Origin of the sequence: Pseudomonas fluorescens, assembly GCF_002022275.1 — a bacterium.
Taxonomy (GTDB): Bacteria; Pseudomonadota; Gammaproteobacteria; order Pseudomonadales; family Pseudomonadaceae; genus Aquipseudomonas; species Aquipseudomonas fluorescens_AJ.
Window position 1 is genome coordinate 104,293 of sequence record NZ_MSDF01000052.1, and the last position, 26,339, is coordinate 130,631.

A 26,339-nucleotide genomic window follows, 5' to 3' on the forward strand; every position below is an offset into this window, starting at 1 on the left:
TCGCAGAAAAAACAGGGACCCATCAGGGACGGGAAATCAGGCGACGCAGGTTGCGCTGTATGCGTGCAGGTGCGCGGGCGGATCCATCGGCAGGTGCAGGTGGTGGCGCAGTTGCTTGCGCAAGGCTGCTGCTGGCGACGTCGTTGGCCAGGCGAGCGCTAGCGAAGGCCTCGGCGAGCTGCCTGCTGCTCTTGGGCAGGCGGTTGCTGGAAAATCCGATGAAGCGGATGTTGCGTTGGTCCACTGAGGATTTCGCAGTCACCTCATAGCCCCAGTTCATGCCTTCGGCGAATGCGGCGGTCGGGGCCGTCAACGCCTTGGCGGGCGGGAAGCTGAAGTTGCCTTTCTTGCTCTCTCGTCCCCAATACAGGGTGGTGTAGTAGTTCTGGTTGGTCTGGTAGGTGTAATTGCTATTGAGCGCACCCTGAGTGTTGGAAAGCGGTACGTCGAAATAGGCTGATACCAGGTGATTGGGTTGGATAGGCTCATCGACCCACCAGGGGCCGCGATGGTCGGCGAACTTCATGAAGGCATTGATGGTGTCCAGGGATGGGTGGTCATGGCTGGTGTCGGCGCTGACGATGACCGTTGCGCCGTAAGTCAGCGAGGCGAAAGTCTTGACCACTTGCGCGGCCTCCTCGCTGATGACTGCGTTGGACACCTTCAGGCCGAAGGTGGTTGAGCGGCTGCCGTGGTGTGGTGCCTGAATCATGAACGAACTGGACAGCCAGACCTTGTGTTCGAGGAAGTGCCGATTGACAAACTGGAAGGTGGAAAAAGTCGCGTCGCCGAAGATCACCGCTCCAACGTTGAACATCTTCAGGTAAATGCCCAGCGACGTTGAATTGGCCAGGTTGCCGTCGGGCTCGTCGCGGGCCTTGTAGGCGATATCAACGTCTTCTCCCTGTTTGGTATCGGCCATCGGTGTATTGACCGCGATCACATAAGCATTGACGGTCTCGTTGCCCCAGATCGAATGCCAGTCCTTCGGGTCGCCCGTGGGGAAACTGCTGGCGCCCACGGCGAAGTTAAAGACGTGGGTGTCGGCGTTCTCGGTACGTTTGCCCAGTTCGCCCAGCACGTTCTTGGTTTTTTTGCCGGCGTACCACTTGTAGCGACCGCTATGGAACACGTGGCCGATTTTCATCTTCGGCAGTTCCTCCAGCAGGCCGCGGATCAGGTTGATATGGTCGGCATCTTTGTGCGAAAGAAAGACCGCGTCCAGGTAGCCCTCGTCGTCACCGCTGCGCGCGATGATCTGCCGCTTGAGAAACTGAATGGTGGGGCGTCCCGCGCGGCGACGGGTTTTTGTCGAGCCGAGGTCGAAGAGGGCGTTGGCAATCACGCTGTCGTCGTCGCCATACCCTTCGAAATAGGTACACATGCCCTGGCCGACATCCAGGCAGTAAAGGCGTTGTTTGCTCATCGCAGTGACCCTTGCCGTTGATTTTCAGATAACCGGTGGCGTACGCCGCCCGGAACGTGCGAGGCGCCTGCTGTCCGGCGTACGGCGCGCTATCTGGCGTGGCGCAGGGCCAGCCACCAGCGCTTGCTGCTTCTTCTTGTCCTCGTCCTTGAGGTACGCCGCATACCAGCCCAGTGAGGTTTTCGGGCTGCCGGGGGCGCCGAACAGCATCAGGTCGGCATTGCCTGGCGGGAAGCTCCAGGCCAGCACCGACAGGGCGAAGCGGCGCATGCGCAGCAGGTAGTTGAGACGGTTGTCGCTGTCGCGCCAGGTTTCGAAGAGGAAGTTGCGAAAGCCCAGCTTGAGCACGCCCTGCAGCGGCAGGCTGCCATTGATGGCATTGGACATGCCCAGTTTGATCCCGAGATAGACCGGCGGCTCGCCGGCCACCGGCTCCGGCCCCCAGGCAGCGAGCAGGGTGATCTTCAGGCCGATGGCACCGCTGAGGGCGCCAAGGGTGCCCATGTCCAGGGCCAGGCTGAGGCCGAACCAGGGCGCCGCGAGGGGTTGCTGGTCCAGGGGCGCGCCGATGGAAGTGAAGCCGAGGCTTTCCGGGGTCGCACCTTGCGGCGGCTGGCCGGCGGGGGCCAGGTCGGGGGCGGCGACCAAGCCGTCGAGGCGTAGCGGAAAGTTTTCCACCAGTGAGGCCGGGCGTGCCAGCGAAACGCCGGGGCCGGTGTTAAGGCCGACTCCGGCTTCGCCGGAGGTGAAACGTTGCTGAGCCGGGTCCTGCATGGGAAAGGACATGGCCACTACCAGCCCTTGAAAACTCAGGTAGCCGTTGACTGCCTCGCCGGGGCCATAGCCGAACAGGTCGAACTCGGGAATTTCGGCGAAGGCCAGGCGCCCCGCCAGCACGAAGTTGGCCGTGAGCATGCCGTCCACCGGGGCGGCGGCGGTCTCCAGCCTACAGTCGCGGATATCGATGGAAACCAGGGCCGCGCCATTGCTCTGGAACACATTGTCGCCCAACAGGCTGAAGGAATAGCTCGGCTGGCCACCGACACGCTGATAGCTGCCGGTGAGGATCAGATTGTTACCGCGAGCTCGATCGACCTTGGCCAGCCATGAGGCAAACAAGCGGTTGACCATCAGCTCGGCTTCGGCTGAGAAGTCCACCACCCGCGCGTTGTCGAAGCGCACGCGCATGGAAAGGGTTTTGTAGCCGAAGGGGATGGTGGTTGAGGCCACCAGGTCCTGCGGGTCGTTGTAATCGATCAAGCCGAACACGGCGGTCTGGCCCAGGTTGATGACGCCGTTTAGCGGCGTGTACGGGGTCAGCGAGAAGCCCACATGATGGGCATAGAAGCGCGAGCGATCGACCCCGGCGGCCATGAAACGCAGGGCCGAGGGCATGTCCTGAAAGTCGATCGGTGCATTAAGAAACAGCACACCGTTCCAGCGCGGGTTGTTCAGCACCTCGTGATAGAACAACACCAGCGGGTCGCTGTCGCCGATATCCGGGTTGAGCACAGCCAGGCGCGCCTTGCTGATCACCGCGTCGAGCGCGGCCCGGGTCGGGGCCAGCGAGCCGTCTGCAGCCTGCGCGACGGCGGGCCAGCACCAGGCACCGGTATCTACCGCGAGGTCAGTGATGGCCCGGCCGCAGTATTTGAACAGCATCAGGGTCGGAGTCAGGGCGTCGTTGCGCCATGAGCGCGGCGAGAGCTGGAAGGTCCAGCCTTCGATATCGGCGCGCAGCAGGCCAGCCGCGGCCTGGGCCTGGGCCAGGTAGTCGCCGGCGCTGGCCGACACAGCGACATCGAATGCGGTTTCATTGGCGAATTCCGGGTAGCCGAGTGCCTTTAGCGCAGTATTGATCGCCTGGGCCTGGGCGGCCGGTACCCCGGCGGCAAGCAAGCGCGAAACGGCGTCTGTGGCGCTCAGTTGATAAGCCACCGAACTACCTTGTTCCATGAAGGTGTCGACATTGGCCACCACCATGAACAACTGGTTGGATTGCAGCGCAGCCTGGAATGGGGGTTTGACCTCAGTCAAGATCAACTGCCCGGTATCCGACTGCGGCATGTTGGCGAACAGCACGCCGGCCCATGCCGATTGCGCCGCATTGAGCACGGCGATCAGGCCGCTTGGGGTAACGCCCAGCGGTGGGGTTTCGGCATTTGCGGCAGTGGCTTGCACGCCGAGTCGCAGGCGTCCGGTGGGTGCGCTGTGCGATGCATCCAGGGGCGGCAGGCCGATCAGCTTGCGCCGGGTGGGCGCCAGTGCAGCGTCCTCAAGATGTGCGGCTTGGTCAATCGCCTCCGGTGCAATCCGCCCATAGACGCCCATGGGCCAGACCACCGGCGCATTTTGTTGGCTCGCTTGTAAGGTCGGCAGGGTGGCGGCATTCATGTTCAGGTAGGAGAGGAAACCCGCGACCGGCACCCTGGCCGCGTTGAACAGAGGCGAGCGCGGCGGTTGCGCTTCGTAGCTGCGGCCACTGCCACCATCGGACAGCACGGTGGCCCAGGCAGTGGTGCCGAGGTCGCTCAGAGGGGCGCCATTTACCTGCTCAGTGGCCGGCGGCAGATAGGCTGCGCCGTTCGCCTGGAACAGCAGCAGTGACCCGCTGCCCTGCGGCAGCACAACGGTCTCGGTACCGCAGACGCCGAGAATCAGGCGCGTGTTGCCATCGCTGCTGCGGGCCTGTTGAGGTGTGCCGAAGTCGAACAGACCATCCGGAGCCAGATGCCAGACCAGGTTGGCACTGGCGACATCCGTGGCGACGAATAACGGGGTACGCCCGAAGCTCAGGCGCGCCCCTGGCAAGTCGCCGCTGCCGGTGCGTGGTGTGGCCAGGGTGGTGTGTCCGGTATTACTGAGCTGGGCAAATCCCAGAGTGGGCACGCTGCCTTGCCCGGTGGCGAAGACCAGGGCGCTGCGTTGCGGCAGTTCGGGGTTCAGGGGATCGAACGCCAAGGCCAGGTCAAAGGCCGTGGCGTCCAGTTGGCGGAACAGTGGCATGTCGATCAGGTTGACTTCGCCCACTGGGCTGTCGATATCGGCTTCGCCATACCGCAGCATCACGCCGAGGCGCTGCATATCGTCAGCCTCTGCGTCGAGGCCATTGCCGGCGCGGATGCCAAAGGTCATGCAACCCAATTGCCTGCCGCTCAAGGGTAACGGGCACTGGGACTGGGTCGAGGTATAGACGCCACCCGGGGCATGGAAGGACAAGCCCGGACCGTCGAACAGCAGGCTATCGTTGCCGGCGACCAGGCCGCTGCCACCCTTTATCGCCACCGCGTACTGGCCGAGGGCGAAACGCATATCGCGCACCACTCGCCAGCCGCCGCTCGGCTCGCCCACGGGCAGTGCGTCGATGCCTTGGGTCTGCCACTGGCTGGCGCTGTCCGCCGGGTTGGCGATCCACAGCAGGCGCAGCCAGCCCTTGGGTGACAGGCGCGGCCACAGTGCGCGCAGGTCGGCGACGAACGTTGCCGGATCGGCGGGGGCGTCAGCGCAGAACAGATAGGCGCCACCCGGGTCGGCCCAGGTCTGCGCCAGGCTGGCGCTGGCACCGAGGTCGCTGCCGGGACTGGCCAGATAGCCTGCCCAATAGTGCTCCAGCCCACTCTCGGTGAGGGTGGAAAGGCGGTACAGGCCCGCAGTGACTTGCTCGAACACCGGTACGCTCATGACGACTCCCTGCCGCGATGCGGTGATGGATCAGGGCTGAGTGGTGATAACGGCATCACCCGGCAGCAGCGGTACGGCCAGCGGTGTCCAGCCCGGGGCATAGCTGCCCAGCCCGCTCCAGTCCAGGCGCAACGGCCAGGCGCCGGTGCCCAGGGCCGCTGCCGGATCCAGCACGGCGGCGCCCAACCCGCGGAGCACGCGCACTCCGTGCACCGGTAGCGCCGCCGGCACCGGCATGCGTCCGGCCAAGGCCAGCAGGTTGGCCACGGTAGTGCCCACCGGCACCACCAGAGGCGTGCCATCAAGGCTGACACGCAGGCACGCCTTCGGCACCGCGCGACCGCGGAAGAAGGCAACCGGCACGGTACCGCCAGGCACATTGCTCGCGCTGTTCAGTGCAGTGAAGCTCGCGGCTGCGGCAAGGGTGAAATTGTTGGTCGTGGTGGTGATTGCCGGGTCACTGGCACTGGCAAGGGCAGACGGCGAGAACAGACGGTAAAAAGGGGCGATGAAAGCCGGAAAGTACAGGTCGGCGGCATCCGCAACCCCACCCATCTGCTGGGTGCTGTCATGGGCTGGTGGCGGGTTGACCGAGAGTGCGCCGCCGCTGACCAACTGGCCGATAAATGAGTCCCAGCCGGTGCTGATACTGCCCGAGCTGTCGACGAACTGGCCAACCGGGTAGTCCACCGTCGGCCCGGCGATGTAGCCGTTGCTCCACTTCAGATCCGAGGCGCTTGAAGAGATCGTCTGGAAAGGGCTGGCAGCAATCCGCAGAATCATTCCCGGACGCAGGTCCACCGAGCCGAGAGTGGCCCCGGTATCGGGGGAGGGGAATGACAGGCCAAAGCCGTAATACAGCGACTCCTCGAAGGTTTGCGGCATTACCCGTGCCAGCGCGTCCTGCACGGCGATGATGCCCCAGGCTGCGGCACCGGCGTTTTCCAGCGTCTGGAGAAAGGCCACGTAGGCTTTCAGCAGGCCGCTGCGCAAGGGTTGGCTGTCGAAGGTCCAGGGCGAGTCGGTGCCACTGGAGGCGATGGCAAGACTGTAGGGGTAGGTGGTGCCAGAGGCCTGCGCCAGGGTAAACGGGCCGTTGCTGATTGGCAGGCCGCTGAGGCTGCCGGTTTTGCCGATCTGCGGCAGGTACAGGGTCAGCGCTGCGGTCGGTGCGGTGCCACTTAGCGCGGTGCTCAGGGCCCGCGCCGGGATCAGATGAGGGAAGCTGGTCGATGCGGCTTGCGCCGATGGAATGAAGGCACTGCGATACAGGTCCGAAGCGCGGCTGGATGGGCCAATATTGTGGGCGCCGAGCACCGGCTGGTCGGCCTGGACCACCACGCTCAGGCTGGCTTCGGGGTTACTCGGGGCGTAGGCCCAGCTTTGCTCGAGCATCCCGGCGCTGGAGGTAAACACCTGGTCGACGCTGGTGGTGCCGGTCACTGATTTCAGCACTGAAATCCGGTAAGTCCGGCCCTCGTTCACGGCGCTCCAGCGGGCACTGAGGGTCGCGCCGTCATAGTCCACCTCGACATCCCGCACGGGGGTGCTGGCCAGGGTAAAAGACGCACTGGCAGGGCCGACGAAGGTGCAGCCATTGACCACCCCGGCGCTGCGCACGGTGACCTGTGCCGGACTGCCGCCGCTGGCCAGCTGTGCAGGAGTAAGGACAATGCTGGTACCGGTCTGGTCGAGGTGCTGACCGCCGGGCAGGCTCAGGCGGTAGCCGGGGGCACCGCTCAGCGCTGCCCAGCTCAGGGTGCCGCTGCCACTCACTGCATCGGTGTCCCAGCCGCTTATCTGAGGGATCGAGACTGGTACGCCCAAGGCCGTGGCGCAACTGTTGCGTACCACACCCTTGGCCGGAGTCAGGACGATGGTCAGGGACGCACCGTTGGGGTTGACCGGCAGGGTCAGTCGCGCCGTATTGCCGTCGACGTTGAGATCGCTTACGGCAGTACCGTTGAGCAGCAGGCTTACGGTGGTGGAATCGGCCTCAGTGAGCGATACAGGCGCCTGCCAGCTGATATCCACACTGCCGCCATCGGCGACGACCACTAGACTTGTGACGCTGGCGCTGCCTGTAACGATAGGTAATAGCTCACCTTCAGCACCGACGCCGCCGTTGTTGTTGGCGATGATCTGGGCAACCCAGAGTTGGCTGCTGTCCAGTGGCGCATTCAGGGGAATGCTGCCGGAAGTGGCTGTGGCGTTGCTGACGCTGGCGGAAAAACTCTGCCCGCTGGACAGCGACACGGCCTGCAGGGTAAAGCCTGTGACCGTAGGGTTGTAGGGCAACGACCACGTGAGGTTCAGCGCGGTACCGGCATAGTCCACGCCAGTTAAAACCGGCCGGGTTGAGACGATGGCGACCAGTGGGCTGACCAAGCCTGCGCCGCTGGAGGTAAAGGCCGTGACCGAGAGTTGGAAACTTTCGCTGTCGGCCAGGGCCGCGGGCAGAGGCAGGGTTGCGTTGCTGGCATCTCCGAAGGGGATATCGATGCCGTAGCAGGTAGCGCTCGCCAGGTTGATGGCACTGAGTCGATAGCGGACTATTTCGGCAGCATTGCTATCGCTCCAGCGCGCAACGATATGGTTACCGTCGCGGTACAGGTTGGTTCTGCCCAACACTGGGCGGACCATCGACTTGGCCGGAAAACTTGCCTCGTTAGAGCGTGCGCTGGCGCTGTTTTCTCCGACCGCAGCAACGCTTACCACCCACTCGCCACCGTCAGCCAGACCGCCGCCGAGCTCGGCATTTGCGACCACCGCGGAGCGGCTTTGCGCACCACTGACGGGGATGGTGTAGAGGGTACCGATACTCTTGGCCAGCACGATGATCTGGTAACCGCCCGCCGCCTGCCAGGACGTTTCCCATTCCACCCGCAGGGCGTTGCCGTCATACAGCGCCTCCTTCAGGGTCGGCCGCGCGGTTGGCAGGATCACCGGTGCGCTGTTCTGCCCGGCAGTATTGCCCCATTGCGCCTGGACCACCACCTGGTAGGCGACGTTGGTATTGAGCGGCCCGCTCAGGGGCAGGCTCCCGATATTGAGTAAGCGTCCGTCGAGAACCGTGCTTTGGTAAGCCAGCACCGGTTCGCCGGCTCCCAACCAAGCGAGCTGGATGATGTAGCCGGTGACCGAGGTATCGGCCGACGGAGTCCAGGTGACTCGTACGCTGCTGCCGTCATAGATGGCGGACACGATGACAGGGTCATTGTTGCTGGATTGCGCTTGCGCATGGATGGTCATGCGAGCCTCCGGAAAACGGGCAGGAAAAGGAGAGAGCCGCAGAGACGGGGCGGCGGGGAAACAGCTTGATGCTTCCCCGTGCGGGCGTCATTGGTCGTTATCGAAGTCCTGCAGCCACTCCTTTGGAAGGGTGGCGCGGATTTCCGCCGGACTGCGCAGTGGCGGACGGCTGTTCACGGTGGCCAGTGCCTGTTGCATGTTGGCGTCGCCGGTGAGTAAGCCGCCAGCGTAGTAGGTGCCGGAGGTCGGGTACGCTTGGGTCAGCAGGTTGTGCACCTTGCCGGTGTACTGCTCCTGGGTAAGGGAGGTGATGATGGCAGTGCCTTCAAGGGTTTTCAGCTCGTCACCGATGCGCAGCGAGCGGGCCTGGGCAGGTAGGCCGTTGGCCAGAATCATCGGGTGGGTACGGGTAACCAGAACATTTTGCCCGGCATTGGTCTTGATCCGGATCATCGGGTGTGGCTCGGTGCCCTGGGTGGTGCCGTGCACTTCGCTGCTCATGCCGTCAGCGCTCTTCACCGACTCTCCACCCTTGCCGGTGAAGGCTTCGACCGCGCGCTTGCTGCCGTCGGCCAAGGTGATCTCGGTACCTTCAGCCAGGCAGCCCTGCATGATGAACAGCGGCGGGATGATGCTCACTCCAGGCACGCCGATGTTGCTGCGGTCGCTGGTAAAGTTGAGGGTGCCGAACGGGGGGTCTTGAGTGCTACTGCCGTTGAGGGAGATGTATGCGATGACCCACAGGTTGGCTGCGGTGCCGTCGTAGTAGCCGATGCAGTTACCGGTATTCGGGAAGGCTGAGGCTGGATAGTTCCAGGAAATGGTCTGGCCGTTCACCGTCCAGTACTGCGGATCCAGGCCGCCGGCTTGCTGGAAGTAAACTTTGCAACCGCCACCGCTGGGGTTCTGCAGATAGATCGAGGTTACACCGACTGCTGGAGAGACCACGGTATTGGGGTAGGTCGCCGAACCCTGCAACGGAAAAACGAAGTTGGTCGGGTGCGCCGTAGGGTTCCAGTAGTCGCACTCACCCTGGCTGCCGCGGTACCAGCACAGCTTGATCGCTGTGGTGTTGGGTTTGGTGTTGGTACAACTGGTTTCGTAGCTGCCGGTGCAGTTGCCCTTGTTGTCGCGCACGCAGTAATTCGGCTGGTTGAGGCAGGCGCTGGTTGGATTGACGGTGTCCTGGTAGGTCTGGATGTACATCACCGGCGGAGCGTCAGGCCCGGAGCTTTTCGGGAGGTAGTAGAACAGTGCCTTGGCCTTGGTGGTCGGGTTGCCATTCGTTGAGGGCACCTGACCTTCCACCTGGACCCGGAAGTCGGTGCCTTGATTGTACTCTGAGAGCGATTTGCTGGCGTAGACCATGCCGGTATCGACCTCGTACAGCTCCATGACAATATTGGTGGCGAAAGTGCCGCCGACCACCGAAGACACCCCAGTCGCCTGGTAGCCCGGCTGGCTGGAAGTCAGCGCCTTGGTCTGGGGATTGGAAGACGCCGCGCCGTTGTCTTGGGAAAAGGTCGCGATGAAGTTGAGATTCTCAATCCCATCGGTGCTGTTCTCATTGCTCACCGCCAGCGCCTTCAGCGGTTTGGTGCCGCTTTTCTTCAGCTCGGCGAGGCCGAGGTTACGACCCTTTTCCAGGGTTTTGAACAGCTGCGGCGAGTTTTGTGGGGTTTTTCCGGCGCGTTTGTAGGTTTCGAGGATGTAGCGATAATGCAGCGGATTGGCCAGGTCAAGGCGGTGTGGAATGCCCGGCTGGACTTCCAGGTCGAGGGCTTTGATATCAGCCATGGCCGCGGCGCTCAGCACTTGGGGCGTGGAGGCTGTATCAGCGGCCTGGACCGGAGCGGTAGCCACGGTGACGAGCACGGCCAGTGAGAGAAAAGCGTTACGTACAGCTCGAACGAAATCGCGAGTGGCCATGATGTCTTCCCTGAAGTTATGGCTAGCTGCTCATCGCACCGAGTGCATTTCCTTGTGAGCGCTGGACGTTCAGAAATATAGTCGGGGGCCAGCAAACTGCAAATGTATATTTCAGGGCACCACTGAACACTCAGTGCTGAAACGACGACAGCCCATAGATGAAGTCCGGCGACGTCAAGTTCCGCAGGGTATTGACCATCACAGGTGATCACGCCTACGCGAAAAGGTAGTCGGGCATAAAGGGCATGTTTTATTCACGCATTGACCGCAAACCTGGATGCTTCAGGTATCGACGTCCGCCGAGTCGAGATCTTCAATCGAACGGAGCAGGGCGTCGATGAAAACCCTTACCTTTGTCGAGAGGCTGTGGTGATCGGCGTAAACCGCGTAGACCTCTGCACGCAAAGGCGCGCGTTCGCTAAAGAGATGCACCAGTTCTCCGCGCGCCACTGCCGGCTTGGCCAGGTAGTCGGGGAGCAACCCGATGCCACCGTCATGTATCAATATTTTTTCAACGATATCGGAGTCGAGGGTTTTGACGCGTCCGAGAGTGTCTGTTGCCAACTTGTCTGAAGCGGTGTCTCCGGCAAACCAGGACACTAATCGATCCGCACGACCAATCAAGTTGTGACTGAGCAAATCCTTCAGGGTGAGAGGCGTGCCGCATTCACTCAAGTATCGGGGGCTCGCACAGGTCCAAAGCTCAGTTGATCGGATCCGGCGCGCGACGAGCAGCGAGTCGGCCATGGCACCGATGCGCAGGGTGATATCGAACTCCCCGGAAAGCATGTTTATGCGCTCGTCCGTCGCCACTATCTCTACCAGAATGGAGGGATATCGCTTCAGGAAAGACGGCAACATGGGCGCGATGATGCAGCGGCTAAAGGCGCTGGGAGCATTGATCCGCAGTACACCGCTGGGTACGCCGGCATGATCGACCATCGTACTCATTGCGACTTCGACACGTTCAAGAATCTGCAAGGCTTGTGGATAGAGCAAATGCCCCGCGTCCGTGAGCCGAAGATGGCGCGACGAGCGCTCCACAAGCGCGGCGCCCGCCATATTTTCCAGGCGCGCCATGGCGCGGCTCACCGAAGACTTCGGGGCTCCCAGGGATTTTGCGGCGGCCGAGACACTTTTCAGGTCCGCAATGCGGATAAATACGCGCAGATCGTTGATTTCAAACATGCGCCAGCGTTCCAAATCTGGAACCCTTTGTCTACGTTTTCGAGTCTCTTCCTGTTGGGTTTTCGTTGTTAAGGTGAAAGAACACAGTCGCAGGCACCTCGTTGCTGACTGCAAGCCCCCATGAATACAGGAATACACCTTGAAAATTCTCGAGTCGTATCAGCTTGGCGCTCTGGCGTTGAGTAATCGAGTGGTTATGGCCCCCATGACCCGCAGTCGTGCGCGAGCCGATGGCGTTCCCGGTGATCTGGCCGCGCTTTATTACACCCAACGCTCATCGATGGGGTTGATTATCTCTGAGGCAATAAACATTTCCGAAGGGGCCAAAGGTGTGCCGAATACACCCGGCCTTTACACGATGGACCAGATCGAAGGGTGGTACGAGGTAACCTCTGCGGTGCACGCCCAGGGAGGGCTTATCTATGCGCAACTCTGGCATACAGGTCGAGCCGGTCATTCAAGCGCTCGCGCAGGTGTGCCGGGTGTCGCGCCCAGTGCGATCCGGATCGAAGGGCAGCAGTCGTTCACCCGTGATGGGCCGATGGATTTCGAGGTGCCTCATGCACTGACCATCGAGGAGATAAAGACGGTGATAAGCGACTACCGAGTTGCAGCGATGAACGCGCGGATAGCGGGTTTCGATGGTGTCGAGTTACACGCGGCCTTCGGCTATTTGCCTAATCAATTTTTAGTCGATGCTGCTAACCAGCGTACGGACTCCTACGGTGGCAGCATTGATAATAGAGTGCGCTTTACGCTGGAGGTGTTGCAGGCGTTGATGGAGGTTTGGGGCGAACGGCGTGTGGGTATCAAACTGTCGCCTTCCAACACCTATAACGGCATGACTGACAGTGATCCTGAGGCGCTTTATAAACACCTTATTACGGCACTGAACAAGCTCCCTTTGGCGTACCTTCAATTGATGCAGCCGCTGTTTCCTCTTGATGAGTTTCCTGACTGGCCGAAAGATACCGTGGCCACCTACGCCAGGTTTTTTGCCGGTACGGTCATTGCCAACGGAGGCTATACCCGGGAAACGGCCGGGGAAGAGATTCAATCTGGACGTACCGACCTCGTAGCGTTCGGCACCCTTGCCCTGGCCAATCCTGATTTGCCTGTGCGATTTGACAGGGGAGGGCCTTTCAATGAAGCGGACCGGGCCACGCTGTACGCAGGAGGCACAGATAAGGGGTATACGGATTATCCGGCGCTTTCAGCTAAAGGGGATTCATGATGGGCCGATTGGAAAATAAAGTTGCCGTTGTGACGGGGGCGTCCAAAGGCATCGGTGCAGCGATTGCGGCGTTGTTCGCCGCAGAGGGCGCCTCGGTAGTGGTGAACTATGCCTCAAGCAAAAGCGACGCTGACAAGGTGGTAGCCGGGATCCTCACTTGCGGTGGCAAGGCCATTGCCGTCAAGGGTGACGTCAGCAATGCCGAACATGCCATCGCGATCATTGACGCGGCCGTTGCGGAATTTGGCCGATTGGACATTCTCGTCAATAACGCCGGTATTTATGAGTTCGCACCGCTGCTGGATATCACCCAAGAGCATTTTCACAAGAGCTTTAATATAAATGTGCTGGGGCCCTTGTTGATGACGCAGGCCGCGGCGAAACACTTGGGTGAGGGAAGCAGTGTCATTAACATTGGGTCCAACATAACCCATATGAAGCCTCCTGGCTCAGCAGTCTATGCTGCGAGCAAGAGCGCAATCGAAACCATTGGCAGCGTGTTGGCCAAGGAGCTCGGCGGGCAGAAAATCCGTGTGAATACCCTGAATCCAGGGCCTACCCGTACTGAGGGTACCAGCCAGATCATGACGAATAGCGAAATGAGCCAGCACATCATCAACGACACACCGCTGGGCAGAATGGGGTTGCCTGGAGACATTGCTTCAGTCGCATTGTTTTTGGCGTCGGACGACTCTGCCTGGATCACGGGCGACGTGCTGCTTGTCAGTGGCGGGCTGTGAGGCAAGTACGTGCATTTAGTCAGGCGCACGGAAGTTAAGCCTGACTGATCACCCAGTCCAATCGCCATGGTGCTGATGCACATGGCGATTGGACAAACCCACCATGCCTTCTCCCTGCACCACAGGGGTGCGCTGCACCATTGAAACGCGCGATAAGTCGGTTGCCCATAGAATTTGCCGGTCGTAAAGGCAATGCCTTGCACCGCGCGCCGATTCACACGAATCAAAGAATGAATCAGGCCAATCGAATTTGGGTGGCAGGCGACTGAGCGCGTGCCACCTGCGCCAATACATGCGCTGCGAATAATGGTTCATTTGAATCACTCGAATTTTTTCTGGCACAGCTGTTGCAATTTCACCTGCATCTTCCGCAGTCATTCGTGGTTATGCCGATGGACCGTGAGCGTCTTTGCGCACAGCTGAAACAGCAGTTCGACACCTTCCCCCGGCAGGAGCGCGCTGCCGCCAGTTTCATTCTGGATAACCCGCACGAGGTCGCGGTGATGTCCATGCGCGATCTTTCGCGCCTGGCCAATGTGCCGCCTTCGACCATGACCCGTCTGGCCAAACGAGTGGGCATGGCCGGGTATGACGAGCTGCGCGAAGTGTTCATCGATTCATTGCGCGGGCACAACAGCGCCTATGGTTCCCGGGCCCACGACCTGGTGGAACTCAAGCAACGTGTGGGCGCGCACCGGGTGATTGAGGACATGGCCAACAACGCCATCGAACAGATTCAGTTGATGTGCAGCCAGGACAACCTCGAATCGATTTCCCGTGCGGTGGCTCTGCTGGCGGGTGCCCGTCAGGTCTATTGCCTGGGCATGCGCTCATCGTTCGGCGTGGCGTTTCAGTTCTCCCACGTGGCCTCGTATTTCGCGAAGAACGTGCGTCTGGTTGAAGGGGCCGGCGAAAGCGGCGTGATGTCGATCATCAACCAGACCAGCCCGAAGGATGTGGCGCTGGTGTGCAGTTTGCCGCGCTATTCGCGGCGCCTGATCACCTTGACCAATTACCTGCACCAGCAGGGCGTGCGCGTCATCGCCATCACCGACAGTGTCACGTCGCCCACCGCCCGGTTGGCGGCGGCAACCATCATTGTGAAAAACCAGACACCGTCCTTCTACGACACCATCGTGCCGGCCATGTTGGTCAGCGAAATCCTGGTGGCGTTGATGTCGGCCAGCTCCAGCCAGAACACCGAAGCCTCGGTCACCCACACCGAAGAACAACTGCTGAGCCTCGGTGAGTGGTGGGACCTTGGGTGAACGGTTGATCGCCTTAACCCGCCGCTGTTTTCGAATCCTGAGCCATTTAATCCTTGGAGCACCCGCATGAACCTGAACCCGCGCCAGCCGTTTAAGACAACCCTCCTCGTGACCGCCCTCTGCGCAGTGTTCTCCAGCCCGTTTGTACAGGCCGGGGATGCGCTAAAGCACATTCTTGACAGCAAAGAGCTGCGCGTGGCCGTGCCGGTGGACTACCCGCCGTACGGATACGTGGGCCCCGACATGATGCCCCAGGGCCTGGATATCGACGTCGCCAACCTGATGGCGGACAAGCTGGGAGTGAAACTTGAGCTGGTGCCTGTCACCGCGCCTAACCGGGTGGCCTATATCCAGTCGGGCAAGGCCGATTTCACCATCTCGTCGTTGGGCAAGACCCCCGAGCGCGAGAAGGTGATCGACTACAGCATCGCCTACTCGCCGTTCTTCGACGCGGTGTTTGGTGCCACTGGATTACCGGTCAAGTCCCTGGCCGACATGGCCGGCAAATCGGTGTCGGTTACCCGCGGCTCGATGCAGGACCGCGAGCTGACCGACACCGCGCCACTGGCCGTGGCCAAGCGTTTTGAGGACAACAACAGCACCATTTCTGCGTTCATGTCGGGCCAGACCCAAATGGTTGCCATCGGCACCACGGTCGCGGCCTCCCTCAAGCAGAAAAACCCGAAACTGGACATCGCGCTCAAAGTGGTGCTGTCCAACTCGCCGAACTACATCGGCATGAACAAGGACCAGCCCGAGTTGCGGGCCAAGGTCAACGAGATCATTCGGGCGGCGAAGGCCGACGGGACACTGGACGCGATTTCGCAAAAATGGCTGGGAGCCCCGGCCGGTGAGCTTCCAGAGTAACCATGAGCGACGTGACCCCAACCCTCGTTGCGCTCTCGCGCTGGAGCTCGAGCGTGCGCCTGGAGCAGGTTCCGCTGGCGGCGCAGCACGCCGCCAAGCGCTGCATGATCGATACGCTCGGGGTCATGCTGGCGGGCAGTCACAGTGACGTCGCCAACCAGGCGCGATCCATCAGCCTCGCCGTCAGCGCCGCCGGGCATTCAGCGTTGCCGGGGCATGCCGAATGCCTCAGCGCACCGGCAGCGGCCTTCGTCAACGCGACGGCCGGGCATGCGCTGGATTTTGACGACAACTGCTACCCGGGCGTCGTCCATGGCTCGGTGGTGATCATGCCGGCGGCCTTGGCCGTGACGCAGATGCGTGACCTGGACGGCGCAGCATTGCTGACGGCGTTCGTGGTGGGGGCCGAGTGTGAGTACGCACTGGCCAAGGCGTTGACGCGGCAACTCTATGAACGTCGCTGGTGGACCACCGGGTTGCTCGGCGTGGTGGGGGCCTGCGCGGCGGCATGCCATGCCCTCGGGCTTGACGCCGTACGCACGGCTTCAGCGCTGGGGATTGCACTCTCCAGTACGGCCGCCACGAAGGCCTGTTTTGGTACCGACGCCAAGGCCCTGATGGCCGGGCGCACCAGCGAGGCGGGCGTGATCGCGGCGTTGCTGGCGGAGCAGGGCAGTCGCGGGCCGGTGGATATCGTCGAACATGCCAATGGCCTGGCGGCGATGTTCAACGCGGGCGTACTCAAGGCGTTGCCTCTGCCGGGGGCGCACTGGAACCTGCTGGATCCGGGCGTCGACATCAAGCGCATCCCGCTTTGCCTGTCATCCCATGCGGCCGTGGATGCCTTGAAGGACCTGCTCGGGAGCGGCGCGGTAGCGCTTACGGACATCGCCGAAATCATCTGCGACGTCCCGCCCATTGTGATTCAGAACCTGACCCACAACTCGCCCACCCAGCGCCAGCAAGCGCAATTCAGCATGCCCTTCGCCATGGCCAGCACGTGCCTGCTGGGGGACATCACCCTCGCGGCGCTGACGCCGAAAATCATCAACCGCCCGGACATGCAACGCCTGATGCAGCGGGTGCGCTTGCACAGCAGCGATCGCTGGAGCACTGAGCGGCTGGATCAGGCCCCGGAAGGCGCATGGGTCAAGGTTGTGCGCACTGACGGTGGCAGCGTTGAAGGGTTTTGCGCACGGCCCCTGGGCTCGGCAGTCAACCCGCTGTCCCGGGCCCAACTGCACGACAAGTTCATGGCCTGCGCCACACCGCGAATGCCCGCCGCTCAGGCGCAGGCATTGCTTGAATATCTGGAACAGCTGGAGCGTATCCCCAGGGTTCGCTGCCTCCTGCCTTACTCACATGCGCTGGAGCAGACCGACTCATGACACTGGATTTTTCTGTGGTACTGACGCAATGGCCGTTGTTGCTGAACGGGTTGCTGTTGACGGTGTGCCTCACGCTGTTGTCGGCGGTGTTTGGCACCGCGCTCGGCATCGCCTGCGGGCTGGTGCGCAGCAAAGGGCCTGGGTGGGCGCGCTGGACAGTGGGGCTGTACGTCGAGCTGATCCGCAATACCCCATTCATCATTCAGTTGTTCTTCATCTTCTTCGGGCTGCCGGCCCTGGGGCTGAAAATGACCGCACTGACCGCCGCGATCCTGGCCAACGTGATCAACCTCGCGGCCTATGTCAGCGAGATCGCGCGCTCGGGCATCGAGGCCACGCCGGATGGGCAGATCGAAGCGGCCCAAAGCCTGGCGCTGGACCGCTGGCAGATTTTCTCCCGGGTGATCCTGCCGCCGGCACTCAAGCGCGTGTGGCCGGCGCTGGTGGGCCAGATGGTGATCATCATGCTCGGCTCGGCGGTGTGCAGCCAGATCTCCACCGAAGAGCTGACCTACGCCGCCAACCAGATCGCCAGCAACTCGTTCCGCAATTTCGAAACCTACATCGTGGTCGCGGGCTTGTACCTACTGCTGGCCATCGCCTTGCGCCGCCTGCTGAACTGGGTCGGTCCGCGCTTTATCTTCGGTCGCTGAGGGAAAACCCATGTTCGAGTTCTCTGCCTGGGATATCGCCCGCAACCTGTTGTTGGCCATGCGCTGGACCATCGGCCTGTCGCTGATCGCGTTCATCGGTGGCGGGGTGGTGGGCGCGCTGCTGGTGGTCATGCGCCTGACCGGCAACCGCCTGGTGCGCGGGCTGGTGATGCTGTACGTGCAACTGTTCCAGGGCACGCCGCTGCTGTTGCAATTGTTCCTGGTGTATTTCGGCCTCGCCATGTTCGGGGTCAGGACCACGCCGTTGGTGGCCGCGTCGGTGTGCCTGACCCTGTATGCCAGCGCCTACCTCACCGAGATCTGGCGGGGCAGCGTCGAGTCGGTGCACCTCGGCCAGTGGGAAGCCTCCGCCAGCCTGGCGCTTAGTTTCAGCGAACAGATGCGTTACGTGATTCTGCCCCAGGCGATGCGCGCCGGCATCGCACCCACCGTCGGCTTCATGGTGCAGGTGGTCAAGGCCACGGCGCTGACCTCGGTCATCGGCTTCGTCGAAATGACCCGCGCCGGGCAGATCATCACCAACGCCACGTTCCAACCCTTCGTCATCTATGGCTCGGTCGCGCTGATGTACTTCGCGCTGTGCTTTCCGCTGTCGTGGTACAGCCGCGTACTTGAACAGAAACTTCGCCGATAGGGGCCTGCCGATATGAATCCCTCCCACACCCATGATCCCAGGGCCGACTTTGCGCTGGTGGACATCCGCGGCCTGCGCAAACGCTTTGGCAACAACGAAGTGCTCAAGGGCGTTGACCTGCAGATCGCCCGCAAGGAAGTGGTCTGCATCATCGGCAAGAGCGGTTCGGGCAAGAGCACGCTGCTGCGCTGCCTGAACGGGCTTGAAGCCTTCCAGGAAGGCAGCGTTGTGGTCGATGGCCAGCCGATCCGTCACGACGACCGCCAGGCCATGCGCGAACTGCGCCAGAACGTCGGGATGATTTTCCAGGGGTTCAACCTGTTCCCGCACCTGAGTGCCGGGCAGAACGTGATGCTCGCCCCGCGTCTGGTGCAAAAAGCCTCCCGTGCCGGCGCCGAACAACAGGCGCGCAAACTGCTCGACCGCGTAGGGCTGGGCGACCGGTTTGATGCCTTCCCCGACCAGCTTTCCGGAGGCCAGCAACAGCGCGTGGCGATCGCCCGCTCCCTGGCGATGAACCCTCATGTCTTGCTCTGCGACGAGATCACCTCAGCCCTCGACCCCGAGCTGGTTGGCGAGGTGCTGAGCGTCGTCGAAGGCCTCGCGGAGGAGGGCATGACGTTGATCATGGTCACCCACGAAATGGCCTTTGCACGCCGGGTCAGTGACCGGGTGATTTTCATGCATCAGGGCCTCGCGCATGAAGCCGGCGACCCCGAGACCCTGTTCACCGCCCCGAAAACCGCTGAGTTGCGACGGTTCCTGTCCATGGACGTTTGACCGCCCAGCCCTTTATTTCACGCATTCATCCCTCCTTCCCACTGCCCGTTCAGGAGACACCCATGGATTTCCCATTGACCGTACCGCCGTCGAAAAAACACCAGAGCTTTCTGTGGTCGCCCATCTGCACCGACCTCGACCAGCTCGACGCTCACGTCGCGATTATCGGCATGCCCTTCGGCAAAGCCTACGTGGCCGAGCACATCACCAATGACCAAAGCCGCGCGCCGGACGCCATTCGCGCCATGAGCGACCGCATCTGTCGTGCGTTGCACCATTACGACTTCGACGTGGGTGGCCCGATCTACGACAACCGTGCGTTGAAAGTCGTCGACTGCGGCAACGTGCCCGCCGACCCGAGCGACCTCAGCAGCCACGGCCTGCGGGCCGAGCAGGCGGTGCGCAAGATTCTCGACGCGGGCGCCATGCCGATTGTGCTGGGCGGCGATCACAGCATCCCGATCCCGATTCTGCGCGCCTATGAGGGCCGCGGGCCGATCACCCTCATCCACATCGACGCGCACCTCGATTGGCGTGATGAAATCAACGGCGTGCGCGATGGCCTGTCCAGCCCGATCCGCCGCGCCTCGGAGATGGAACACATCGGCGAAATCTTCCAGATCGGCCTGCGCGCCCAGGGCAGCGGCCGGCCGACGGATTTCCAGGCAGCGGTGGACTATGGCGCGCACCTGATCACCGCCTATGAGGTGCATGACAACGGCATGCAGTCAGTGCTCGACCGCATTCCCGACAACGGCAACTACTACCTGACCATTGATGCCGACGGCCTCGACCCGTCGATCATGCCCGGCGTTGCCGGCCCGGCGCTCGGGGGCATTACCTACGTGCAGATGCGCAAGCTGATTCATGGCCTGGTCAACAAGGGCAAAGTCGTGGGCATGGACATTGTCGAAATCACCCCGACGACCGACGTCAACAACATCAGTTGCATCACCGCAGGCCGGCTGATCGTGAACCTGATTGGCGCCGCCGTGCGCGCAGACTATTTCGACGCGCCACCGCTGTAATTACACGCCGTTTCCAGATCTGGAAACGGCGTTTCCCGATTATTTTTTTGTCGATAACGCCAGGTCAATCATGCCCACTCATACGCGTATCCGGATGTTCAACACCAAGGACACTTACCCCAACCAGTCGCTGGACAACGACCTCTGCCAAGCCGTGCGCGCCGGCAATACGGTGTACGTCAGGGGCCAGTTGGGCACCGACTTCGACGGCAACCTGATCGGCCTGGGCGATGCCCGGGCACAGTCTGAACAGGCGATGAAAAACGTCAAGCAACTGCTGGAAGAAGCCGGCAGCCAACTGCAGGATATTGTGAAAATCACCATTTACCTGATCGACCCGCGCTACCGGGAAGAGGTGTACCAAGTGGTTGGTAAATGGCTGAAGGGCGTGTTCCCGATCTCCACCGGGCTGGTGGTGTCTGCCTTGGGACAGCCGCAGTGGTTGATGGAAATCGACGTGATTGCGGTGATCCCTGGCTAGGCTGCGGAGTGCGGGGAAGTCACAACACTTTCCAGAAATAAACTGTTTATGGTCTGGACACCCGTCTGCTCGCTCCAAAAACCGGGTTTTATGCCCTTGAAAAAAATGCGTTGACATCGCTCCTCGAGCCTCTGTAACTTCAGCGGCAACGGTCGCTTTTTCTGATGAGAAATGGCAGACCCTCAGCAATATTGCTGAGCACATATCGGCTATAGAAGCCCCTGATTTGCGTATCCACGCATTCGGGGGCTTTTTTTTTGGAAAATTTTATATGTCGACGTTGCCGTCCACTGATCAAACCCAGGCATTTCCGAGTTTCACCGTTGCGGCGTTGCAAATGGAGCCGCGCGTGGGCTGCAAAGCCGCCAATCTGGCGATGACGTTGCGTTTGATCGAAGAAGCAGTGCAGGCCGGTGCGCAGGTCGTTGTGCTGCCTGAATTGGTCAGCAGCGGCTATGTGTTCTCCAGCCGTGAGGAGGCATTCGACCTGGCCGAGGAAGTGCCCGCAGGTGCAAGCACCCGGGCGTGGGAGGCGATGGCGCGCAAACACAACGTCTACATCGTTGGCGGCGTGGCTGAGCGCGTGGGGCACACGCTTTACAACGCTGCTGTGATGGTGGGCCCGCAGGGCTACATCGGTACGTATCGCAAGCTTCACCTGTGGGGTGACGAGCACCTGTACTTCGAAGCTGGAGACCTTGGCTTGCCAGTGTTTCACACGCCCCTGGGGCGCCTGGCGATGATCATCTGCTATGACGGCTGGTTTCCGGAAGTGTATCGACTGCTTGCCTTGCAAGGCGCCGACATCGTGTGCATGCCGACCAACTGGGTGCCGATGCCGGGGCAGGGCGAGAGCACCATGATCATGGCCAATACGCTCGCCATGGCCAGCGCACACGTCAACAGCCTGAACATCATTTGCGCCAATCGGATCGGCACTGAGCGCGGTCAAGCGTTTGTGGGCAACAGCCTGATTGTCGGCGCCAACGGCTGGCCGCTGGCGGCTCCCGCCAGTGCCGATCGTGAGCAAATCATTTACGCCGAGATCAACCTGAAAGTATCGCGCCATACCCGACATTTAACACCGTTCAACACGCTTCTGCGTGACCGCCGGACCGACATCTACGACCCCTTGCTCGGCACGGGCTGGCAGCCAACTCGCTATTGAACCCATCGACAATAACAACCGTTGAGGAAACTCATATGAAATCCAGTCATCGCCTCACCCGTATGACAGCGCTTGCTGTAACGGCGCTTCTGGCTACTCAGGTTCACGCCGCTGAACCTATCAGGATAGGCGTTGCTGTGGGCTTGTCTGGCGCCAACAGCGTTGTGGCACCTGCGGTGGTCCAGTCCTCGCAGTTGGCCGTGGAACAAATCAACGCGGCAGGCGGGATACTCGGCCGCACGGTGCAGCTGGAGATTGTTGACGACGCTTCGGGTGCAATCGGTGCCCAGAAAGCCTTCGACACCCTGGTGCTGGAAAAGAAAGTGGATGCGGTGATCGCGATGCAAAGCAGTGCCGCGCGCAATGCGGCGCTGCCGATCATCTCCCGCGGGCATGTGCCTTACATCTACACCTCATTCTATGAAGGCCGCTCCTGCAATAAGTGGATGTATGTGAACGGCTGGGTACCTGAGCAGCAGGTCGCGCCTGTTGTGGATTATTTCGGCCAGAAGCTTGGGGCAAAAACCTGGTTCCTCGTCGGCAGCGATTACGCGTTCGGCCGCGGAATGTTGAAGTTCACCAAGGCCTATATCGAGGAACACGGCGGCAAGGTTATCGGCGAAGAGTACTTGCCGATGGATGGCAGCGACTGGACGGCGGTCATTTCAAAAATCCGCTCCGCGCAGCCGGACGCGCTGATCAGTGCCACCGCCGGTGGGGTGCCCAACGTGTCGTTGGCCAAGCAGTTGAAAGCCGCTGCGCTGACACTGCCTTACGCCAACCTGGCCATCGACGAGGGCACGGCCAAGACCATGGGCGATGTGGCGACGGGCATGTACATGTCTGCCTCGTACCTGACCAGCATCGATACCCCGGAAAACAAAAAATTCCTGGCCGATCTCAGCCAGAAGTTCGCCGGCAGCCTGTCCACCCCCAACGAGCTTTCCGAGCCGCAATATGAAGCGTTCTTCCTCTATAAAGCCGCGGTAGAAAAAGCCAACGCCACCGACGCAACTGCGGTCGTCGCCGCGTTGAACGACGTGTCTATCGTCGGGCCTCGTGGCGTGGTGCAGATGAATGCCAGCCGTCATACGCCACTGGCCATGCGCCTGGGCCAGATACAAGCCGACGGTTCGATCCGCATACTTGCAACCCAGCAAGCGGTCAGCCCTGGCGTTCAATGCCCGGACCTGAAATAGCCCGCTGCCAGCTCACTCAGCATCGCTTCACGCTACAAGCTCCCCGGAGGGAGACGTCATGGTGTTAATTCTGGATATAACAACAACAATAGCCATGCTGTTCATCGTAACTGCAGGCCTGATGATGATTTTCGGCATCATGAAAATCGTCAACTTCGCTCACGGCGCACTGCTGACAATGGGTGGCTACGCAGCATTCGTCGTCACCCAGTTGGGGTGGAGCCCCTGGCTGGCCTGGCCGTTGGCGTTGGTCACCGGCATGGCGGTGGGCGCGATCATCGAATTCCTGATCGTGCGGCCACTCTACAAGCGCCCGCTGGACGCGATCCTGGCCACGTGGGGCCTGGGCATCGTGATCGGTCAATTGATCATCATCGGTTTTGGCCGGGATGTGAAATTTGCCGACGTCCCCCTCAGCGGCACCTGGTCGTTGGGCGCAACCGATTACTCGTCTTATCGCTTGCTGTTGATTCCCCTGGCGCTGGGTTTGTGCGCCTTGCTGACCGCCTTGCTCAATGGCACACGGTTTGGCGTGAAGACCCGCGCGGTGATCATGAACGAGGAACTGGCCAGCGGGCTGGGCATTCATGCCGGGCGCATACGCTTTATTACCTTCACCCTGGGCGCGGGCCTCGGCACCCTGGCCGGCGCCTTGATCAGCCCGCTGTCGAGCATCGACCCGGGCATGGGCATTACCTGGCTGGTGTCTGCGTTCATGCTGGTGATGGTCTCCGGGCATTCGATGCTCAGCCTGATCGTGACCTGTGCGGTGTTCGGCGCTTGCCAGGTGATCGTCAGCACCTACGCCAGCCCGGTACTCGGCGGGCTCACCATCGCCGTCCTCGCGGCGCTTACCTTGCGTATTCGTCCAAAGGGGTTCGCACATGACTGACACTACGTTGCAGGTGGTTCACACCAGGCCCGCCCGGTCCGGCCATGAAGACAACTGGCATCGTTCGGCGTTTTTGGCGTTGATCGGCGTTGCGTTATTGGTGGCAGGGCCGTGGATGTTTGACAGCTACATGCTCAACCTGCTGATCAAGGCGTTTCTGTTTGCGATCGTCGTGATCACCGTGGATGTGTTATGGGGCTACACCGGCTATCTGACCTTCGGGCAGTCGGCTTTTTTTGGTATCGGTGCCTATGCGGCCGGGTTGGTGTTTACCCACTTTGGCCTGTCGGGCGGCACAATCGCCATCGCCATCGGGCTGGCTATCGTTGTGCCGATGGCGGTGGCAGCGCTGGTGGGTTGGCTGTCCTTTTACCGGGGAGCCTCGCCTTTTTTTGCTACGGTGATCTCGTTGGTGCTGCCCATCGTTGTGACGCAGCTACTGCTGTCCGGCGGTGAGTGGACCGGCTCCAGCTCGGGGCTGACCGGCTACGACACCTTCGACTGGTCACTGCAAACCTGGTACTGGATTGCCGGAGGCGGTGTCGCACTGATCGGTAGCGTGGCCTGGCTCTTCGTGCGCAGCGATGCGGGGCGTGTGTTGGCGTCGATACGTGACAACGAGTCGCGCTGCGCCTACCTGGGCATCAACGTGGTATCCATCAAAATTCTTCTGCTGATCGCTACCGCCGGCATTACCGGGGTCGCAGGGTTTGGTTATGGCGCGTTCAGTGGCGTGGTGGCGCCCGAACTGTCCGGGTTTGTGCTGGGTACCGAATTGATCATCTGGGTGGCACTGGGGGGCCGCGCAACCTTGTGGGGGCCCTTGGCGGGCGCGATTTTGATCAACGTTGCTACCGCCTTCCTCGGCAGCCGGATGCCGTTTGTGTGGCAGTTGATCATGGGGCTGTCGTTTGTGCTGGTTATCGTCCTGCTTCCGCAAGGCATCGTGCCGGCGGTACTCAAGCCTTTCGGCCTGGGTGCGAGGGCTCGGCGCGTGCCTGTGCTGGTGGAACGGAACAGTCAGGGGGTGCCGCAGGAAAATGGCACACCGGCGCTGTTGATGGAGGACGTGACCAAGCGCTACGGTTCACTCAAAGTCTTGCAGGGCATCAACCTCAGGGCCGAGGCCGGTGATCTGGTGGGGCTGATCGGCCCCAACGGCGCCGGTAAAACCACCCTGATGCGGTGCATGAGCGACGGCGCCGACCGTACCTCGGGAACGGTGCACCTGTGCGGTCATGATATTCGTCGACTGCCGGCAGAATCCTGCGTGCGTTTTGGCCTGGGGCGCAAGTTCCAGAACGCCAATATTTTTGAGTCGCTGACGGTGGCTGAGTGCTTGCGCATCGCCGGAACGCTTCATCAGCGGCCCGCATTTTTCACGCAGGCACCGGCGCTGGCCTTGCCGCCTTATGCGCTGGACGTGCTGCGTGTGACCGGGCTGGATACCCTGCTGGACGCGGTCGCAAGGGACTTGTCTCACGGCGAACAGCAGGCGTTGGAACTGGCCATGGTGCTCGCCCTGGAGCCGCGTATCGTGCTGCTCGACGAACCCACCGCCGGGCTAACCAAAACCGAGCGCACGCAAATCGGTGAAGTGCTTGCATTGCTCGCACACCGCTACAAGTTGTGCTGCTTGCTGGTGGAGCACGACCTGGATTTTGTGCAGCAGATTGCGACCCGCATCGTGGTCTTGCACCAAGGGAAAATGGTCATGCAAGGGACGTTTGAGGAAGTCGTCAATTCTGAGTTGGTCAAGACCATTTATGCCGGGTCTGCGCTCGTGCCACGGGAGGTCGTATGAACGGTGCCACGTTGCAACTCGATGCAGTCACCAGCGGGTACAAGACTTCGGTGGTCATCCGCAACTTGTCGCTGAAGGTGGGCGCCGGCGAGGCAGTGGCATTGCTGGGCAAGAACGGCATGGGCAAGACCACCTTGCTGAAGACCATCATGGGCTACCTGCCAAAGCAGGGGAGTGTGCTGGTCAACCACAGCGATATCACGCGGCTCGCACCGCATCGCATCGCACACGTGGGGGTCGCCTATGCCGCGCAGGAAAAGGCACTGTTCACCGAGCTGAGCATTCGTGACAACCTGCGCATGGGCCTCGAAAAAGACGCGTTGTTCAATGAGCGGTTTGCCGCCATCGAGCCTGTGTTCCCAGTGTTCAAGGACCGCCTGAAGCAATACGCAGGCACTCTGTCAGGCGGTGAGCAAAAGATGTTGCTGGTGGCGCGTGCATTGATGATGCGGCCTTCCATCATTTTGCTCGACGAGATCACTGAGGGCCTGCAACCCTCGGTGATCGAGCGGATAGCCGTTGCCCTGTTGCAGGAGCGGCAACGCCACGGCACGACCCTGCTGTTGATCGAGCAGAATGTGCCGTTTGCACTGAAGGTCAGCGATCGTTACCTGGTGCTCAAGCAAGGCGTAATTGAAGAAGACGGCGATGCCAAGGCGAGTAGGGCGGCCGAGGTGATTTTCAACCATTTGAGGGTGTGAGCGTT

General features: G+C 61.3%; 21 protein-coding genes. 15 read left to right on the plus strand and 6 right to left on the minus strand.

What is annotated here, in order from left to right:
• Positions 1-22: 22 nt before the first annotated feature.
• From BFW87_RS25530 to BFW87_RS25550, 5 genes are all read right to left on the minus strand, one after another.
• Positions 23-1,426 carry an MBL fold metallo-hydrolase gene (locus tag BFW87_RS25530; protein WP_078742477.1) on the minus strand — a complete coding sequence of 468 codons (1,404 nt, stop codon included), beginning with the start codon at positions 1,424-1,426 and terminating at the stop codon, positions 23-25.
• A gap of 24 nt (positions 1,427-1,450) precedes the next feature.
• Complete coding sequence (locus BFW87_RS25535; RefSeq protein WP_078742478.1) at positions 1,451-5,107, minus strand: hemagglutinin protein; 3,657 nt, start codon at positions 5,105-5,107, stop codon at positions 1,451-1,453.
• Positions 5,108-5,137: 30 nt separating this feature from the next.
• A complete protein-coding gene (locus BFW87_RS25540; protein WP_078742479.1) occupies positions 5,138-8,359 on the minus strand; it encodes a fibronectin type III domain-containing protein in 3,222 nt (1,073 codons plus the stop codon).
• Positions 8,360-8,446: 87 nt separating this feature from the next.
• Positions 8,447-10,288 carry a Hint domain-containing protein gene (locus BFW87_RS25545; protein ID WP_078742480.1) on the minus strand — a complete coding sequence of 614 codons (1,842 nt, stop codon included), beginning with the start codon at positions 10,286-10,288 and terminating at the stop codon, positions 8,447-8,449.
• Between the two features lie 282 nt (positions 10,289-10,570).
• Positions 10,571-11,476 (minus strand): LysR family transcriptional regulator, encoded by a 906-nt coding sequence (locus BFW87_RS25550; RefSeq protein ID WP_078742481.1) that lies wholly within the window; start codon positions 11,474-11,476, stop codon positions 10,571-10,573.
• Between the two features lie 139 nt (positions 11,477-11,615).
• On the opposite strand from BFW87_RS25550, the gene BFW87_RS25555 reads away from it, so the two are divergent.
• Both BFW87_RS25555 and BFW87_RS25560 read left to right on the plus strand, forming a co-directional pair.
• Positions 11,616-12,710, plus strand: coding sequence for an alkene reductase (locus tag BFW87_RS25555; RefSeq protein ID WP_254865949.1), 1,095 nt, complete (start codon positions 11,616-11,618; stop codon positions 12,708-12,710).
• Positions 12,710-13,450 (plus strand): glucose 1-dehydrogenase, encoded by a 741-nt coding sequence (locus tag BFW87_RS25560; RefSeq protein ID WP_078742482.1) that lies wholly within the window; start codon positions 12,710-12,712, stop codon positions 13,448-13,450. Before BFW87_RS25555 ends, BFW87_RS25560 begins: the two co-directional genes overlap by 1 nt.
• Positions 13,451-13,498: 48 nt before the next feature.
• On the opposite strand, the gene BFW87_RS31765 is transcribed toward BFW87_RS25560, so the two are convergent.
• On the minus strand, positions 13,499-13,828 hold the full coding sequence (locus tag BFW87_RS31765; protein WP_139372502.1) for a hypothetical protein: 330 nt from the start codon (positions 13,826-13,828) through the stop codon (positions 13,499-13,501).
• A 14-nt stretch (positions 13,829-13,842) separates the two neighbouring features.
• On the opposite strand from BFW87_RS31765, the gene BFW87_RS25565 reads away from it, so the two are divergent.
• The 13 genes from BFW87_RS25565 to BFW87_RS25625 all read left to right on the plus strand — a co-directional run bounded on the left by BFW87_RS25565 (position 13,843) and on the right by BFW87_RS25625 (position 26,334).
• Positions 13,843-14,718 (plus strand): MurR/RpiR family transcriptional regulator, encoded by an 876-nt coding sequence (locus tag BFW87_RS25565; RefSeq protein WP_078742723.1) that lies wholly within the window; start codon positions 13,843-13,845, stop codon positions 14,716-14,718.
• Positions 14,719-14,784: 66 nt separating this feature from the next.
• Entirely contained in the window at positions 14,785-15,585 is an 801-nt protein-coding gene (locus BFW87_RS25570; RefSeq protein ID WP_078742483.1) for a transporter substrate-binding domain-containing protein, read from the plus strand.
• Between the two features lie 2 nt (positions 15,586-15,587).
• On the plus strand, positions 15,588-16,973 hold the full coding sequence (locus BFW87_RS25575; protein WP_078742484.1) for an MmgE/PrpD family protein: 1,386 nt from the start codon (positions 15,588-15,590) through the stop codon (positions 16,971-16,973).
• Positions 16,970-17,626, plus strand: coding sequence for an amino acid ABC transporter permease (locus BFW87_RS25580; RefSeq protein WP_078742485.1), 657 nt, complete (start codon positions 16,970-16,972; stop codon positions 17,624-17,626). Before BFW87_RS25575 ends, BFW87_RS25580 begins: the two co-directional genes overlap by 4 nt.
• A 10-nt stretch (positions 17,627-17,636) precedes the next feature.
• Positions 17,637-18,281: an amino acid ABC transporter permease gene (locus BFW87_RS25585; protein ID WP_078742486.1), complete on the plus strand. Its 645-nt coding sequence runs from the start codon at positions 17,637-17,639 to the stop codon at positions 18,279-18,281.
• Positions 18,282-18,293: 12 nt separating this feature from the next.
• The gene (locus tag BFW87_RS25590; protein ID WP_078742487.1) at positions 18,294-19,061 is read left to right on the plus strand and encodes an amino acid ABC transporter ATP-binding protein; all 768 of its coding nucleotides are present in this window, start codon (positions 18,294-18,296) and stop codon (positions 19,059-19,061) included.
• 62 nt (positions 19,062-19,123) lie between these two features.
• A complete protein-coding gene (locus BFW87_RS25595) occupies positions 19,124-20,089 on the plus strand; it encodes an agmatinase (RefSeq protein ID WP_078742488.1) in 966 nt (321 codons plus the stop codon).
• 70 nt (positions 20,090-20,159) lie between these two features.
• Positions 20,160-20,570: a RidA family protein gene (locus tag BFW87_RS25600; RefSeq protein WP_078742489.1), complete on the plus strand. Its 411-nt coding sequence runs from the start codon at positions 20,160-20,162 to the stop codon at positions 20,568-20,570.
• Positions 20,571-20,841: 271 nt separating this feature from the next.
• Positions 20,842-21,738 carry a nitrilase family protein gene (locus tag BFW87_RS25605; protein WP_078742490.1) on the plus strand — a complete coding sequence of 299 codons (897 nt, stop codon included), beginning with the start codon at positions 20,842-20,844 and terminating at the stop codon, positions 21,736-21,738.
• 35 nt (positions 21,739-21,773) lie between these two features.
• On the plus strand, positions 21,774-22,937 hold the full coding sequence (locus BFW87_RS25610) for a substrate-binding protein (protein WP_078742491.1): 1,164 nt from the start codon (positions 21,774-21,776) through the stop codon (positions 22,935-22,937).
• 58 nt (positions 22,938-22,995) lie between these two features.
• The gene (locus tag BFW87_RS25615) at positions 22,996-23,829 is read left to right on the plus strand and encodes a branched-chain amino acid ABC transporter permease (RefSeq protein WP_078742492.1); all 834 of its coding nucleotides are present in this window, start codon (positions 22,996-22,998) and stop codon (positions 23,827-23,829) included.
• Entirely contained in the window at positions 23,822-25,633 is a 1,812-nt protein-coding gene (locus tag BFW87_RS25620) for an ABC transporter permease subunit (RefSeq protein WP_078742493.1), read from the plus strand. Before BFW87_RS25615 ends, BFW87_RS25620 begins: the two co-directional genes overlap by 8 nt.
• Entirely contained in the window at positions 25,630-26,334 is a 705-nt protein-coding gene (locus BFW87_RS25625) for a branched-chain amino acid ABC transporter ATP-binding protein (RefSeq protein WP_078742494.1), read from the plus strand. The genes BFW87_RS25620 and BFW87_RS25625 overlap by 4 nt, the downstream gene beginning before the upstream one ends.
• Positions 26,335-26,339 lie beyond the last annotated feature (5 nt).

Excerpts from the sequence above, each read along its gene's own strand:
- BFW87_RS25530 (WP_078742477.1), bottom strand. The coding sequence starts at position 1,426 with ATGAGCAAACAACGCCTTTACTGCCTGGATGTCGGCCAGGGCATGTGT.
- BFW87_RS25535 (WP_078742478.1), bottom strand. The coding sequence starts at position 5,107 with ATGAGCGTACCGGTGTTCGAGCAAGTCACTGCGGGCCTGTACCGCCTT.
- BFW87_RS25540 (WP_078742479.1), bottom strand. The coding sequence starts at position 8,359 with ATGACCATCCATGCGCAAGCGCAATCCAGCAACAATGACCCTGTCATC.
- BFW87_RS25545 (WP_078742480.1), bottom strand. The coding sequence starts at position 10,288 with ATGGCCACTCGCGATTTCGTTCGAGCTGTACGTAACGCTTTTCTCTCA.
- BFW87_RS25550 (WP_078742481.1), bottom strand. The coding sequence starts at position 11,476 with ATGTTTGAAATCAACGATCTGCGCGTATTTATCCGCATTGCGGACCTG.
- BFW87_RS25560 (WP_078742482.1), top strand. The coding sequence starts at position 12,710 with ATGGGCCGATTGGAAAATAAAGTTGCCGTTGTGACGGGGGCGTCCAAA.
- BFW87_RS31765 (WP_139372502.1), bottom strand. The coding sequence starts at position 13,828 with ATGACTGCGGAAGATGCAGGTGAAATTGCAACAGCTGTGCCAGAAAAA.
- BFW87_RS25565 (WP_078742723.1), top strand. The coding sequence starts at position 13,843 with ATGGACCGTGAGCGTCTTTGCGCACAGCTGAAACAGCAGTTCGACACC.
- BFW87_RS25570 (WP_078742483.1), top strand. The coding sequence starts at position 14,785 with ATGAACCTGAACCCGCGCCAGCCGTTTAAGACAACCCTCCTCGTGACC.
- BFW87_RS25575 (WP_078742484.1), top strand. The coding sequence starts at position 15,588 with ATGAGCGACGTGACCCCAACCCTCGTTGCGCTCTCGCGCTGGAGCTCG.
- BFW87_RS25580 (WP_078742485.1), top strand. The coding sequence starts at position 16,970 with ATGACACTGGATTTTTCTGTGGTACTGACGCAATGGCCGTTGTTGCTG.
- BFW87_RS25585 (WP_078742486.1), top strand. The coding sequence starts at position 17,637 with ATGTTCGAGTTCTCTGCCTGGGATATCGCCCGCAACCTGTTGTTGGCC.
- BFW87_RS25590 (WP_078742487.1), top strand. The coding sequence starts at position 18,294 with ATGAATCCCTCCCACACCCATGATCCCAGGGCCGACTTTGCGCTGGTG.
- BFW87_RS25595 (WP_078742488.1), top strand. The coding sequence starts at position 19,124 with ATGGATTTCCCATTGACCGTACCGCCGTCGAAAAAACACCAGAGCTTT.
- BFW87_RS25600 (WP_078742489.1), top strand. The coding sequence starts at position 20,160 with ATGCCCACTCATACGCGTATCCGGATGTTCAACACCAAGGACACTTAC.
- BFW87_RS25605 (WP_078742490.1), top strand. The coding sequence starts at position 20,842 with ATGTCGACGTTGCCGTCCACTGATCAAACCCAGGCATTTCCGAGTTTC.
- BFW87_RS25610 (WP_078742491.1), top strand. The coding sequence starts at position 21,774 with ATGAAATCCAGTCATCGCCTCACCCGTATGACAGCGCTTGCTGTAACG.
- BFW87_RS25615 (WP_078742492.1), top strand. The coding sequence starts at position 22,996 with ATGGTGTTAATTCTGGATATAACAACAACAATAGCCATGCTGTTCATC.
- BFW87_RS25620 (WP_078742493.1), top strand. The coding sequence starts at position 23,822 with ATGACTGACACTACGTTGCAGGTGGTTCACACCAGGCCCGCCCGGTCC.
- BFW87_RS25625 (WP_078742494.1), top strand. The coding sequence starts at position 25,630 with ATGAACGGTGCCACGTTGCAACTCGATGCAGTCACCAGCGGGTACAAG.